Genomic DNA, 12975 nt, shown 5'->3' with positions numbered 1-12975 from the left:
GGTTCAGATACGCTGCAGGTCCATCAGCACCCGGCGCGTGGCCAGGGGCCGGCCGGCCAGGTTCTCGGCCAGGCGTTCGCGCAGGTCGCGGCGTAGCGCCGGCTCGATGACAGGGTCGTCGAAATCGGGTTCGGCCTCATCGACGCCGTAGCCGGTCTCGCGCAGCAGCGTCCATTCGAAGCGGCGCAAGGCGCCCGCCGCGCGCGTGCCGCCCGACAGCTGCTGCAGCGCCATGTCGTAGGCGTCGAACAGCAGCGGATGGGCATCCTCGCGCGGCAGCAGCCGCAGCAGCAGTTCATTCATGTACCACGCCGACATCAGCGCGGTGCCGCTCAGGGCGCGCACGCCCATGATCTCGGCGCGGGTCAGGGTCTTGACCTCGCCGTTGCCGGTCCACGACAGCAGCAGCGGCTGGAACGCCGACAACACCGGACGCAGCACGGAATACGGGCGCTTGGCGCCCTTGGCGACCATGGCCACACAGCCGTGGTCGCGCGAGAAAGTCTGAACGATGAGGGACGTCTCGCGCCACGCGGTGGCGTGGAGCATGTATCCCGGGCGATCCTGGACGCGAGGCGCCCGTCTACTCATAGCCCAGGTCGCGCAGCGCACTCTCGCGGTCGGACCAGCCCTTGCGCACCTTGATGTAGATCTCCAGGTGCACCGGCTTGTCCAGCAGCTTGGCGATGTCCTGCCGCGCCTCGGAGGCGATGCGCTTCATGTGCATGCCGCCGGTGCCCAGCAGGATCGGCTTGTGGCTGTCGCGCTCCACCACGACGCAGGCGGCGATGCGCGCGCCCTTGTCGGTCTCTTCCCACTGCTCGATCACGACCGTACAGCCGTAGGGCAGTTCGTCGCCGACCAGGCGGAAGATCTTCTCGCGCACCAGTTCCGCGGCGATGAAGCGCATCGGCCGGTCGGTCAGGGTGTCTTCCTCGAACATCGGCTCGCCTTCCGGCAGCCGCGCCGCGATTTCCTGCAGCAGCTGGTCGAGCTGCTGGTTCTTGGTGGCGCTGACCGGCACCACGGCGCCGAACGGATGCAGCGCCATGATCTTTGAGACGAACGCGAACAACTCGTCGCGGTTCTTCAGCGCGTCGATCTTGCTGACGACCAGGATGGTGCGTTCCGGCGCCGGCAGCAGCGGCAGCAGCTTGGCGTCGCCTTCCGACCACTTGCCGGCCTCGACCACGTGCACCACCACGTCGACGTCGGCCAGCGCCTGCGTCACGACGCGGTTCATCATGCGGTTCATGGCGCCGCCGTGGCGCGTCTGGAAGCCCGGCGTATCGACGAACACAAACTGTTCGTGGTCGCGCGTCAGCACCCCGTGGATGCGGTGGCGCGTGGTCTGCGCCTTGCGCGACACGATGGAGATCTTGGAACCGATCAGCGCGTTCGTCAGCGTGGACTTGCCCACATTGGGGCGGCCGACGATGGCCACGAAACCGGTACGGAAAGGGGTATCGCTCATTTAGTCTCTTGGGACACTGCCACGGGCAGCGACAACTGCGCGGTCTTGCGCGCCTTGCCCGACTTGCGGGCGGCCTTGGACGCCGGGCTGATGGCCTGCGCCGCCTCCAGCGCCAGCTTGGCGGCCGACTGCTCGGCCGCGCGGCGGCTGGCGCCGGGCGCGTTCACCTTGATCTCGAGCGCCGGAATGGCGCATTCGACCTCGAACTGCTGGCTGTGGGCGGCGCCGTGCGTGGCCACCACGGTGTACACGGGCAAGGCCAGCTTGCGGCCTTGCAGGAATTCCTGCAGCAAGGTCTTGGCGTCCTTGCCCAGGGTCTTGGGGTCGACCGAGGCCAGCACCGGCTGGTACTGGCGCACGATCACGCGGCGGGCAGCGTCGAAACCAGCGTCCAGGAACACCGCGCCGAACAGGGCTTCGACCGTATCGGCCAGGATCGACGGCCGGCGGAAACCGCCGCTCTTCAGTTCGCCTTCGCCCAGGCGCAGGTATTGGGACAGCTCCAGGCGCTGGGCGATGTCCGCCAGCGAAGCCTGCTTGACCAGGTTGGCGCGCAGGCGTGACAGATCGCCCTCGTCGATTTTCGCGTAACGCTCGAACAGCATCGCCGCGACGACGAAGTTGAGCACGGAATCCCCGAGGAACTCCAGGCGCTCGTTGTGGCGCGCACCATGGCTGCGGTGGGTCAGCGCCTGTTCAAGCAGTGCTGGATCACCGAAGTGATGATCCAGCCGGTTTTCTAGCGTGGCTAGCGACATAATCAGTTGAACCGGCCGATGCGGCTGAGATCGCTGAAATTCATCCAGATGAAGAACGCCTTCCCGACGATATTGGATTCCGGCACGAAACCCCAGTATCGGCTGTCGGCGCTGTTATCCCGATTATCGCCCATGGCGAAGTATTGCCCCTCGGGTACTTTGCAGCGTACCCCATCGCGCGAATATTGGCAGTTCCCGAGGTTGGGAAATTGGTACTGCGGGCGATATTCCTGCGGCCTGCTTTCATCCAACAGGATATTGTGGCTAACTTCGCCCAATTTCTCCTTATATTGTGCGATATAGGAGACACGATCAGGCTCAAAATAGTCACCGTCGCGCGTATGCGGCACCAATTGGCCGTTCACATACAGTTTTTTGTCGAGGTAGGCGATTTCGTCGCCGGGCAGGCCGACCACCCGCTTGATGTAATCGACGTCCGGATCGACCGGGTAGCGGAACACGAACACGTCGCCGCGCTGCGGCTTGCCGATGTCGATGACCTTCTTGTCGATCACGGGCAGCCGCAGGCCGTAGCTGAACTTGTTCACCAGGATCAGGTCGCCCGATTGCAGCGTCGGCAGCATCGAACCCGAGGGAATGCGGAACGGCTCCACCACGAACGAACGCAGCACGAACACGAACAGGATCACGGGAAAAAAACTGACCGCGTATTCGATCCACCACGGCACGCGGCGGGCCTTGTCGCCGGCCTCGCGCCGCAAACGCTCGGCCTCTTGCGAATCGCCGATCAGCGCCGCGTCGTACTGCGCCATCGCCTCTTGCGCCCGGCGCTCGCGGCCGCGCCGCAATACGGCCAGATCGAGCGCCCAGATAATGCCGGTCAGCACCAGCAGAACAAACAGGATCAGGGCAAAGTTCCAACTCATCAGCTAACCGCCTTCTCGGGTTCTATTTGTCTTCCACTTGCAGGATGGCCAGGAAGGCCTCTTGCGGAATTTCCACCGTGCCGACCTGCTTCATGCGCTTCTTGCCGGCCTTCTGCTTTTCCAGCAGCTTCTTCTTGCGCGAGATGTCGCCGCCATAGCACTTGGCCAGCACGTTCTTGCGCAGCGCCTTGACGTTCTCGCGGGCGATGATTTCGGCGCCGATGGCCGCCTGGATCACCACGTCGAACATCTGGCGCGGAATCAGGCCGCGCATGCGCGTCACCACGTCGCGGGCGCGATGGCGGGCGTTGCTGCGGTGGACGATCACGGCCAGCGCGTCGACGCGATCGTTGTTGATCAGCAGGTCCACGCGCACCACGTCGGCCGAGCGGTATTCGAGGAACTCGTAGTCCATCGAGGCGTAGCCGCGCGACACCGACTTGAGCTTGTCGAAGAAGTCCAGCACGATCTCGGCCAGCGGGATCTCGTACACCAGGTGCACCTGGCGGCCGTGATAGCTCATGTTGATCTGCACGCCGCGCTTGTTGTTGCACAGCGTCATCACCGGACCGACGTAGTCCTGCGGCATGAACAGCGTGACCTTCACGATCGGCTCGCGGATGTCGGCGATCTTGCCGATCTCGGGCATGCGCGACGGGCTTTCGACGGTGATCACCGAGCCATCGCGCTGCTCGACTTCGTACACCACCGACGGCGCGGTGGTGATGATGTCCATGTCGAACTCGCGCTCCAGGCGCTCCTGCACGATTTCCATGTGCAGCAGGCCGAGGAAGCCGCAGCGAAAGCCAAAGCCCAGCGCCTGCGACACTTCGGGTTCGAACATCAGCGCCGCGTCGTTCAGCTTGAGCTTCTCGAGCGAATCGCGCAACTGGTCGTACTCGGAGCTTTCGACCGGGTACAGGCCGGCGAACACCTGCGGCTTGACTTCCTTGAAGCCGGGCAGCGGCTCGGCGGCCGGCTTGCTCGCCAGCGTGACCGTGTCGCCGACCTTGGCGTCCTCGAGCTGCTTGATGCCGGCGATGATGAAGCCCACCTCGCCCGCCGACAGGTGCGGACGCTGCTGCGACTTGGGCGTGAACACGCCGGTCTGCTCGCACAGGTGGGTGGCGCCGGAAGCCATCAGCAGGATCTTGTCCTTGGGCTTGAGCATGCCGTTGACGATGCGAACCAGCATCACCACGCCAACGTAGTTGTCGAACCACGAGTCGATGATCAGCGCCTGCAGCGGCGCATCGGGATCGCCCTTGGGCTGCGGCACCCGCGCGACGATGGATTCGAGGATCTCGTCGATGCCCATGCCGGTCTTGGCGCTGGCCAGCACCGCCTGCGAGGCGTCGATGCCGATCACGTCCTCGACTTCCTGGCGCGCGCTGTCCGGATCGGCCTGCGGCAGGTCCATCTTGTTCAGCACCGGCAGCACTTCCACGCCCAGCTCGATGGCGGTGTAGCAGTTGGCCACGGTCTGCGCTTCGACGCCCTGCGAGGCGTCGACCACCAGCAGCGCGCCTTCGCAGGCCGACAGCGAGCGGCTGACTTCATACGAGAAGTCGACGTGCCCCGGGGTGTCGATCAGGTTCAGGTTGTAGATCTTGCCGTCCTGCGCCTTGTAGTGCAGGGCCGCCGTCTGGGCCTTGATGGTAATGCCGCGCTCGCGCTCGATCTCCATGGAGTCGAGCACCTGCGCCGACATTTCGCGATCCGCCAATCCGCCGCAGCGCTGGATCAGGCGATCGGCCAGGGTCGATTTGCCGTGATCGATGTGGGCAATGATGGAGAAGTTGCGAATATGCTGCATGCTTGAATTTAAAAGGGACGGAACATTCGGCAAACTGCCGGAAGACGCCGCCACCAGGGTAGGCACGGCTGACGGGTTGGGGCCACTCGGCCGGCACGCCCGCCGCCGAGCCACGCTTGCGGCGGGCTGCGGACGGTATCTGGCGGAAGGGCCGGGCAAAAACGAGGGGGCGCCAGGCGCCCCCTCTTGCGGCAACCAGCCATTTTAGCCGGTCTTGCGCCTTATTTGCTTGCCGGCACCGCCACCCACTGGGTCTGCTCGCCGCGGCGCACCAGCAGGCCGACCGCGCGGCCCTTGTCCAGCTTGCCGACCAGCTCGGCGAACTGCTTGGCGCCGGTGACGTCGGTGTCGTTCAGGGCCAACACAATGTCGCCTTCCTGCAGGCCGGCCTTGGCCGCGGCGCCTTCGGCGACCTTGACCTGCACGCCGCCCTTGATGCGCAGCTTCTTCTGCACGTCGGCGGGCACGTCGATCACGCCCAGGCCCAGCGCGTTGGTGACTTCCGGCGCCGGCGGCGCGCCCTTCTTGCCCGGAGCGGCCTTGTCGACCGGAATCTCGCCGACCTTGACCGACAGGGTCATCTTCTTGCCCTTGCGCCACACTTCCATGTCGGCGCGCGTGCCCGGCTTGGTCTCGCCGACGATGCGCGGCAGGTCGGACCAGCGCTTGATCGGTTCCTTGTTGAAGGTCAGGATCACGTCGCCCGGCTGCACGCCTGCCTGCTCGGCGGGACCGTCGGCCTCGACGCTGCTGACCAGCGCGCCCTCGGCCTTGGGCAGGCCGATGGCCTCGGCCACGTCCTTGCCGACTTCGCCGATCTGCACGCCGACGCGTCCGCGCGTGACCTTGCCGGTGGCGCGCAGCTGGTCAACCACCCGCATCGCTTCGTCGATCGGGATGGCCAGCGAGATGCCCATGAAGCCGCCGCTGCGCGAGATGATCTGGGAGTTGATGCCCACCACCTCGCCCGCCAGGTTGATCAGCGGGCCGCCCGAGTTGCCCGGGTTGACCGCCACGTCCGTCTGGATGAAAGGCAGGTATTCGCCGGTATCGCGGCCGATGGCGCTGACGATGCCCGAGGTCACGGTGGAATCCAGGCCGAACGGCGAACCGATCGCCAGCACCCACTGGCCTTTCTTCAGCTTCTTGGGATCGCCGATCACCAGCGGCGTCATGTCCTTGGCCTCGATCTTGATCAGCGCCACGTCCGTGCGCTCGTCGGTGCCGATGACCTTGGCCTTGAATTCGCGGCCGTCGGTCAGGGTGACGTAGATGTCGGTTGCATCGCTGACCACATGGTTGTTGGTCATGATGTAGCCGTCATCGGAAATGAAGAAGCCCGAGCCCACGCCGCGCGGCACGGTGCGCTCCTCGGGCTGCTGCGGCTGCGGACGCTGGCGCGGATTGGGCGACTGCTGGCCCGGCGGCTGGAAGTCCGGACCGAAGAACCAGCGGAACAGTTCCGCCGGATCGTTGCCACCCGGGCCCACGCCGCGGATCGGCACGGTGGCGGTGGTGCGGATGTTGACGACCGCCGGGTCGGCCTTTTCGATGATGCTGGTGAAGTCAGGCAACGCCACCGTCGGGGTCGGCGTAGCGGCCGCGGGGGTCTGCGCCTGCGAGACGGGCGCGAACGCGGCCGACATCATGAGCCCCGCCGTCGCGGCCGCCAGGAAGCGGCGCAGGCTGGGGTTCGACACCATCATTGCTTTCATAGATTGCTCCGAAATCACTTCTTGCCGCAGAGGCCGCTCGTCACTTGGCGCCGGCCGCCGGAGCGTTCGCCACGGGTACGTATTCAGTCGATTGCGCCAATTGTTCCAGCGTCGCCACGGGCACTTCGCCCACGGCAGTCAGCCAGAAATCGGCGATGCGCGTGCCATAGACAGTAATCGATCCGCGCTGTGCCGCGCCAGGGGGCGGATGATGACCGCGCTGGCTGTCGTACGGCTCGATGAAGACCGAGATGGCCGCCAGGCCGTCGGACAGCACCATCTGGTTGACCGTCGCGCCGCGCCCCATCGAGCGCGCCACCTGCATCACCACGGAAAAGCCCTTGGGCGCCGGAATGCGCCAACCGAGCGCCCCCAGGTCGACCGGCTTCATGGAGGGTTCGAGCACCTTCCAGTCGCGCGTGTTCCAGCGCGACGTCAGCGACTGCGGATCGACCTCGGCCCCCAGGCGCAACGACGTGAACGACACCTGTTCGACCACCCCGCGGGCGGCGTTGAGGGTCTGGGCCTTCAGCAGCAGATTGGTCTCGACATCAGCACAGAGCCGATAGCCATAACGCAACTTGTCCAGCGGTTCGATAGTGATCAGCCGGCACTCGCGCCCGGCGACGCGGTGCAGGGCCGACTCGGTGCGAATCTTGTAGTGTTCGGTCAGGTTGGCCGGATCGCCCAGCAACAGACCGGGGAAGCGATCGCCGCGCCGGCGTTCGAGCAGCACGGTCTTGCGCTCGGGGATCAGGCACTGCACGTCTTCATTGTGGCGCAGGTATTCGCGCGGCTGGCCGTCGAGGATCTCGAGGCGCTCGCGCTCGCCGGTGCCATCCAGGACGTGCACCAGGCGCGACGACTGGATCATCTCGCCCTGCTGGTACATGAAGACGCCGGCGTAGTCCTGCTTGCGCGCCGCTTGTTGGATGCGCGAGAGCAACTGGACCACGTCATCGCCCTGCTGGGCGGGCGCGGTATCTGCGGCGCGCGCGGGATCGTGCGCGGCCAGGAATGCGGTCAGGAGCGTAGCGGCGAACCAGCCGGCGCGGTGGGCCTGCCATGCGGCAGCCCGTCCCAGTACCGGCCAACGGGTCGGAAGCACCAGGGCCATCAGCGCCCCGCCCCGACGTCGAAGGACACCTGACGCACCGCGCTGGGACCCGCCATCTGGCGATGGGCCTCCAGGTAGTCGCTCAGGCCCGACGTGTCGGCGCCGCCGCTGACGCTGGCGTCGGCCAGCACGCGGGTCTCGGTGCCGGGCGAGCCGCCCGCCAGGTACGGCTGGGCCACCCAGGCCACCGTGGCGACCGCGGCCGCCACCGCCAGGCCCGACAGGCCCAGGCGCAGCGGGGAGCGACGCCGGGGCGCGGCCACGATCGGCAGTTCGGCATCCAGCGCGCGCGACAGGCGGGCATGGAAGTTGGCGCTGGGCGTCAGCGCCAGATCGGAGTTGCGCAGGGCATCGCCGATCAGATGATAGGTATCCCAGGTCTGTCGCCCTTCGCGGGTCAACAGGCCAGGGAGAATATCGTCGGTTTCTTCCCCGTCCATCCAGGCGGAAACGGATTCCTCCCAGGCGGCTTCGGAAGCAACGACGGACTTGGCTGCTGTAGTCTGCATGACTGCCACTCCTTACCAGCGACGCTCGGCATCGGTGCCAAGCAATGGGCGCAACTTGGTCGCAATGGCTTCCCGCGCACGGAAAATGCGGGAGCGCACCGTACCAATGGGGCAGTCCATGCTCTGGGCGATGTCTTCGTAACTCATACCTTCGATTTCACGCAGGACGATTGCGGTGCGCAATTCCTCGGGCAATTCCTCGATGGCCGCGTTCACCGTCTCGGCGATTTCGCGGCTGGCGACCATGGATTCCGGCGTGCTTATATCGGTTAGGTTGTCGGTTTCGTTAAAAGTTTCACCGTCTTCCGTTTCTATCGCATTGGGCGCGCTCGGCCGCCTGCCCTGGGAGGCGAGCCAATTTCGGGCCGTATTGATGGCGATACGATACAACCAGGTATAGAACGCGCTCTCTCCCCGGAACTGGGGCAAGGCCCGGTAGGCCTTGATGAACGCTTCCTGGGCCACGTCCTCGATCTCGGCGGGGTCGCGGATCATGCGCGCCAGCAGACGCAGGATCTTGCGCTGATACTTGAGCACCAGCAGATCGAACGCCTTCTTGTCGCCCCGCTGGACGCGCGCGACAAGCTCGGCGTCGACTTCGCGCTCGCTCATGTGGCCTCCCGCGGGCCGACCGCCTTGGACACGCGCCGCGCCGCGCCAGCCAGCAGGCACAGGCGCCGCCAGCAGTCGGGTCGCAACGTCCGTTGCCAGACGGTGAAAGTTACATGGTGGTCGTTAAAGGCCGTACTCCCGGAGGACAAGGGCTGCAGGGTAAGCGTGAGCCACGCCGGGCCGCGTCGCTGGTCAAGCAGCGCCGCGTCCCGCCAGCCGCCCGGCAGGCGCACCTGCCAGTGGCCGGCGCCCGCCGCCGTGCGCAATGCCGATACCGGGGACAGGCTGTGGCGGCTCAAGTGTAACAGCCCCGCAGCCACGGGGAGCGCAACCGCCGCGGCCAGCGCGGCCCAGGCCGAGCCGAGCCAGGCGGCCACGATCACGGCACTGGCCGCGGCCGCGGCCAGTCCAAGGGCGGACAGCGCCGCGACGCCGCGCGGCCGCAGGACAGGCACGCGAAACGTCCAGCGCCCCTTGCCCGGGCCTTCCAAATCAGATCCGGCGAACGGCCATCGAGCCGTTGGTGCCGCCGAAACCGAACGAGTTGGACAGGCCGACATCGATCTTCATCTGCCGCGCCTCGTTGGCGCAGTAGTCCAGGTCGCATTCCGGATCCTGGTTGAAGATGTTGATGGTCGGAGGCGAGACCTGGTTGTAGACCGCCAGGGTCGTGAACACGGCCTCGATGCCGCCGGCGGCGCCCAGCAGGTGGCCGGTCATGGACTTGGTCGAGTTCACCACCAGCTTCTTGGCGTGGTCGCCGAAAGCCAGCTTGAGCGCGTCGGTCTCGTTCTTGTCGCCCAGCGGCGTCGAGGTGCCGTGCGCGTTGACGTACTGGACGTCTTCCAGGTTCAGCCCGCCGTTGCGCAGCGCGTTCAGGACGCCGCGACGCGGGCCGTCCTTGTCCGGCGCGGTGATGTGATGCGCATCGGAGCTCATGCCGTAGCCGGCGAACTCGCCATAGATGCGCGCGCCGCGCTTCTTGGCGTGTTCGTATTCTTCCAGCACCAGCACGCCGGCGCCCTCGCCCAGCACGAAACCGTCGCGGTCGCGGTCCCAGGGACGCGAAGCCGTTTGAGGATCATCGTTGCGGGTCGACAGCGCGCGCATCGCGGCGAAGCCGCCGATGCCCAGCGGCGACACGGTCGATTCGGCGCCACCGGCCACCATGACGTCGGCATCGCCGTACTCGATCAGGCGGGCCGCGTCGCCGATGCAGTGCAGGCCCGTGGTGCAGGCCGACACGACGGCGTAGCTGGGACCCTTCATGCCGTAGGCGATGGACAGGTGACCGGAGATCAGGTTGATCAGCGAACCCGGCACGAAGAACGGCGAGATGCGTCGCGGACCCTTGGCCATGTATTCGACCTGGGTTTCCTCGATGCGCGGCAGGCCGCCGATGCCCGAGCCGACGATCACGCCGATGCGTTCGGCGTTGGCTTCGGTGACTTCCAGGCCGCTGTCGCGCCAGGCCTGCATCCCGGCAGCCAGGCCGTAATGGATGAAGGTATCCATCTGGCGGGCTTCCTTGGCCGAGATATAGGCGCTGATGTCGAAGTCCTTGACTTCGCCGGCGATGTGCGTGGTGATGGCCGAGGGATCGAAACGGGTGATGCGGCTGATGCCAGAACGTCCGTTGACGATATTGTCCCAAGCGGTGGTCAGGTCGTTGCCGACAGGCGACACGATACCAAGGCCAGTGATGACGACTCGTCGCTTCACGGATGACTCCTCAAACAGACAAAAGAAAGGCGGCTTTCGGGATGCACTGCGCGTGCGGCACACGCAACAGCGGGACGGGCATCAATGCCCTTCCCGCGCGTGGACCACACGGCAAATTCCTGAAACCGCCCCGGTTCCCGGTTGGCGCCGAAATCGAGTTCGGGGCAACCGGAAGGATATAGGCTGAGCTTACTGCTTACCGTTCGAATTGATGTAATCAATCGCTTGTTGCACGGTCGTGATCTTTTCGGCCTCTTCGTCGGGGATCTCGGTCTCGAATTCGTCTTCGAGCGCCATGACCAGTTCGACCATGTCGAGCGAATCGGCACCGAGGTCGTCAAGGAAGGAGGATTCGTTCTTGATCTCGGCTTCGTTCACGCCAAGTTGTTCAGCGACGATCTTCTTGACGCGCTGTTCGATGCTTTCCATGCAGATCTCCAAATGGGAAAAATCCCGCGAATTATAGCCAAGCGCAGAGTACTGCAAACGCCAGGCCGTGACAAAAATAACACCGCACACCTTGATCTGTCGCCATCGGGGCGCAGGAGTGCCGATATGCGGCGTTTCCGGATGAACCGCGCGGTGCCGCGCCGGTTGCCCGGCGGCGGCGCGGCGGCCTGGGCCGCCCACGCGATTCGTGACTTATTGCATGTACATCCCGCCGTTGACGTGCAGGGTGGTGCCGGTAATGTAACCCGCCTGCGGCCCGGACAAAAAGGCCACCGCATGGGCGATATCCGCCGGGGAACCCAGGCGGCCCAGCGGAATCTGCTGCAGCAGCGCCGCGGTCTGGTTCTCGCCCAGGGCGCGCGTCATGTCGGTATCGATGAAGCCCGGGGCCACGCAATTGACGGTGATGTTGCGGCTGCCCAGTTCGCGCGCCAGCGCCCGCGACATGCCGGCAACGCCGGCCTTGGCGGCGGCGTAGTTGGCCTGGCCGGGATTGCCGCTCGACCCCACCACGGAGGTGACGTTGATGATGCGTCCCCAGCGAGCCTTCATCATGTTGCGCAGCACTGCGCGCGACAGACGGAAGACCGAAGCCAGATTGGTGTCGATGACCGCCGACCAGTCGTCGTCTTTCATGCGCATTGCCAGCGTATCGCGGGTGATGCCTGCATTATTGACGAGGATGTGCGGACCTCCGCCCTCCTTGCCGAGCGCATCGATCAAGGCGTCACAGGCTTCGGCGTTGGTCACGTCCAGCACCACGCCGCGACCGCCAAACGGCGCCAGCGCCTCGGTGATGGCGGCGGCGCCCGACTCGGACGTGGCGGTGCCCACCACCACCGCGCCGCGCGCGGCCAGTTCCTGCGCGATGGCACGGCCGATGCCACGCGTCGCGCCCGTCACCAGGGCAATCTTGCCCTGCAATTCGATCGAGGTGTTTTCCATGGTCTTAGTTTCCGTTGACCGCGGCCAGCGCGGCTTCGAGGGAAGCCGGATCCGTGATGGCCAGGCCGGTGAGTTCGGAGTCGATACGCTTGGTCAGGCCGGTCAGCACCTTGCCGGGACCGCATTCGATGACGTGGGTCACGCCCTGCGCCTTCATCGCGCGCAGCGTTTCCACCCAGCGCACAGGATGCCATGCCTGACGCACCAGCGCATCCCGGATTGCCCCGGGCTCGGTCGGGGCGGCGACGTCGACGTTGTTGATGACCGGCACCTGCGGCGCCGACACCGTCACCGCCGACAAGGCGCCGGCCAGCACATCGGCGGCGGGCTTGAGCAGACTCGAATGGAACGGCGCGGACACCGGAAGCAGCAGCGCGCGCTTGGCGCCAGCGGCCTTGGCCAGTTCGCAGGCACGCTCGACGGCGCCCTTGTGGCCGGCGATCACGACCTGGGCCGGCGCGTTGAAATTCACGGCCTCGACCACTTCGCCCTGAGCCGCCGAGGCGCAGGCGGCGCGCACGGCGTCATCATCCAGGCCGAGGATGGCGGCCATGGCGCCGGTGCCGACGGGCACCGCGGCTTGCATGGCATCGGCGCGCACGCGCACCAGGCGCACGGCGTCTTCGAGCGCCAGCGAGCCGGCGGCCGTCAGCGCGGCGTATTCGCCCAGGCTGTGGCCCGCGACGACGTCGGGATTGCGGCCGCCCGCCGCGCGCCAGGCCGCGAAGAACGCGGCACCGGCCGTCAGCATGGCGGGCTGCGTGTTGGTGGTCAGGTTGAGCTGTTCGGTGGGACCTTGCGCGATCAGGGCGCCGAGATCCTGGCCCAGCGCCTGGGAGGCGCGCGCCACGGTATCGGTAACGGCGGCGACATCGGACCAGGCATCCAGCATGCCGACCGCCTGGGAACCCTGGCCGGGAAAGACAAAAGCGATTTTCATGTTTGACCGTGTGGATTGATTCTGAGTCTG

At 66.1% G+C, this 12975-nt stretch carries 14 protein-coding genes; all 14 read right to left on the bottom strand.

Features of this window, described 5'->3' with window-relative positions; genetic code table 11:
- Positions 1 to 3: 3 nt before the first annotated feature.
- Positions 4 to 591, bottom strand: coding sequence for a DNA repair protein RecO (gene recO, locus HV742_RS01305; protein ID WP_006393489.1), 588 nt, complete (start codon positions 589 to 591; stop codon positions 4 to 6).
- The gene (gene era, locus HV742_RS01300; RefSeq protein WP_006393488.1) at positions 584 to 1474 is read right to left on the bottom strand and encodes a GTPase Era; all 891 of its coding nucleotides are present in this window, start codon (positions 1472 to 1474) and stop codon (positions 584 to 586) included. The genes recO and era overlap by 8 nt, the downstream gene beginning before the upstream one ends.
- Positions 1471 to 2232, bottom strand: coding sequence for a ribonuclease III (gene rnc, locus HV742_RS01295; protein ID WP_049072173.1), 762 nt, complete (start codon positions 2230 to 2232; stop codon positions 1471 to 1473). Before rnc ends, era begins: the two co-directional genes overlap by 4 nt.
- A gap of 2 nt (positions 2233 to 2234) precedes the next feature.
- Positions 2235 to 3119: a signal peptidase I gene (gene lepB / locus HV742_RS01290; protein WP_059269534.1), complete on the bottom strand. Its 885-nt coding sequence runs from the start codon at positions 3117 to 3119 to the stop codon at positions 2235 to 2237.
- A 22-nt stretch (positions 3120 to 3141) separates the two neighbouring features.
- Complete coding sequence (lepA, locus tag HV742_RS01285; protein ID WP_049072171.1) at positions 3142 to 4935, bottom strand: translation elongation factor 4; 1794 nt, start codon at positions 4933 to 4935, stop codon at positions 3142 to 3144.
- 221 nt (positions 4936 to 5156) lie between these two features.
- The gene (locus HV742_RS01280) at positions 5157 to 6650 is read right to left on the bottom strand and encodes a DegQ family serine endoprotease (RefSeq protein ID WP_049072170.1); all 1494 of its coding nucleotides are present in this window, start codon (positions 6648 to 6650) and stop codon (positions 5157 to 5159) included.
- A 40-nt stretch (positions 6651 to 6690) separates the two neighbouring features.
- On the bottom strand, positions 6691 to 7767 hold the full coding sequence (locus HV742_RS01275; protein ID WP_049072168.1) for a MucB/RseB C-terminal domain-containing protein: 1077 nt from the start codon (positions 7765 to 7767) through the stop codon (positions 6691 to 6693).
- On the bottom strand, positions 7767 to 8276 hold the full coding sequence (locus HV742_RS01270; protein ID WP_175144316.1) for a sigma-E factor negative regulatory protein: 510 nt from the start codon (positions 8274 to 8276) through the stop codon (positions 7767 to 7769). The genes HV742_RS01275 and HV742_RS01270 overlap by 1 nt, the downstream gene beginning before the upstream one ends.
- A 12-nt stretch (positions 8277 to 8288) precedes the next feature.
- A complete protein-coding gene (gene rpoE / locus HV742_RS01265) occupies positions 8289 to 8888 on the bottom strand; it encodes an RNA polymerase sigma factor RpoE (protein WP_006389292.1) in 600 nt (199 codons plus the stop codon).
- Positions 8885 to 9379 carry a hypothetical protein gene (locus HV742_RS01260; protein WP_254600901.1) on the bottom strand — a complete coding sequence of 165 codons (495 nt, stop codon included), beginning with the start codon at positions 9377 to 9379 and terminating at the stop codon, positions 8885 to 8887. The genes rpoE and HV742_RS01260 overlap by 4 nt, the downstream gene beginning before the upstream one ends.
- 1 nt (position 9380) lies before the next feature.
- Complete coding sequence (fabF, locus tag HV742_RS01255) at positions 9381 to 10610, bottom strand: beta-ketoacyl-ACP synthase II (protein WP_020924694.1); 1230 nt, start codon at positions 10608 to 10610, stop codon at positions 9381 to 9383.
- A 189-nt stretch (positions 10611 to 10799) separates the two neighbouring features.
- Positions 10800 to 11039, bottom strand: coding sequence for an acyl carrier protein (gene acpP, locus HV742_RS01250; RefSeq protein WP_005012191.1), 240 nt, complete (start codon positions 11037 to 11039; stop codon positions 10800 to 10802).
- A gap of 213 nt (positions 11040 to 11252) precedes the next feature.
- On the bottom strand, positions 11253 to 12005 hold the full coding sequence (gene fabG, locus HV742_RS01245) for a 3-oxoacyl-ACP reductase FabG (protein WP_049072164.1): 753 nt from the start codon (positions 12003 to 12005) through the stop codon (positions 11253 to 11255).
- A 4-nt stretch (positions 12006 to 12009) separates the two neighbouring features.
- Positions 12010 to 12945 carry an ACP S-malonyltransferase gene (gene fabD / locus HV742_RS01240; protein WP_175144315.1) on the bottom strand — a complete coding sequence of 312 codons (936 nt, stop codon included), beginning with the start codon at positions 12943 to 12945 and terminating at the stop codon, positions 12010 to 12012.
- Between the last annotated feature and the right edge of the window lie 30 nt (positions 12946 to 12975).

This window comes from Achromobacter ruhlandii, assembly GCF_902859695.1.
Lineage (GTDB): Bacteria > Pseudomonadota > Gammaproteobacteria > Burkholderiales > Burkholderiaceae_B > Achromobacter > Achromobacter ruhlandii.
Note: the sequence above shows the minus strand (reverse complement) of the source record. Positions and strands in the feature narration are given on the sequence as shown.

Bases quoted from the DNA above. Each gene is read 5' to 3' on its own strand.
- HV742_RS01280 (WP_049072170.1), bottom strand. From the start codon at position 6,650: ATGAAAGCAATGATGGTGTCGAACCCCAGCCTGCGCCGCTTCCTGGCG.
- recO (WP_006393489.1), bottom strand. From the start codon at position 591: ATGAGTAGACGGGCGCCTCGCGTCCAGGATCGCCCGGGATACATGCTC.
- era (WP_006393488.1), bottom strand. From the start codon at position 1,474: ATGAGCGATACCCCTTTCCGTACCGGTTTCGTGGCCATCGTCGGCCGC.
- rpoE (WP_006389292.1), bottom strand. From the start codon at position 8,888: ATGAGCGAGCGCGAAGTCGACGCCGAGCTTGTCGCGCGCGTCCAGCGG.
- fabD (WP_175144315.1), bottom strand. From the start codon at position 12,945: ATGAAAATCGCTTTTGTCTTTCCCGGCCAGGGTTCCCAGGCGGTCGGC.
- lepA (WP_049072171.1), bottom strand. From the start codon at position 4,935: ATGCAGCATATTCGCAACTTCTCCATCATTGCCCACATCGATCACGGC.
- rnc (WP_049072173.1), bottom strand. From the start codon at position 2,232: ATGTCGCTAGCCACGCTAGAAAACCGGCTGGATCATCACTTCGGTGAT.
- acpP (WP_005012191.1), bottom strand. From the start codon at position 11,039: ATGGAAAGCATCGAACAGCGCGTCAAGAAGATCGTCGCTGAACAACTT.
- lepB (WP_059269534.1), bottom strand. From the start codon at position 3,119: ATGAGTTGGAACTTTGCCCTGATCCTGTTTGTTCTGCTGGTGCTGACC.
- fabG (WP_049072164.1), bottom strand. From the start codon at position 12,005: ATGGAAAACACCTCGATCGAATTGCAGGGCAAGATTGCCCTGGTGACG.
- HV742_RS01270 (WP_175144316.1), bottom strand. From the start codon at position 8,276: ATGCAGACTACAGCAGCCAAGTCCGTCGTTGCTTCCGAAGCCGCCTGG.
- HV742_RS01275 (WP_049072168.1), bottom strand. From the start codon at position 7,767: ATGGCCCTGGTGCTTCCGACCCGTTGGCCGGTACTGGGACGGGCTGCC.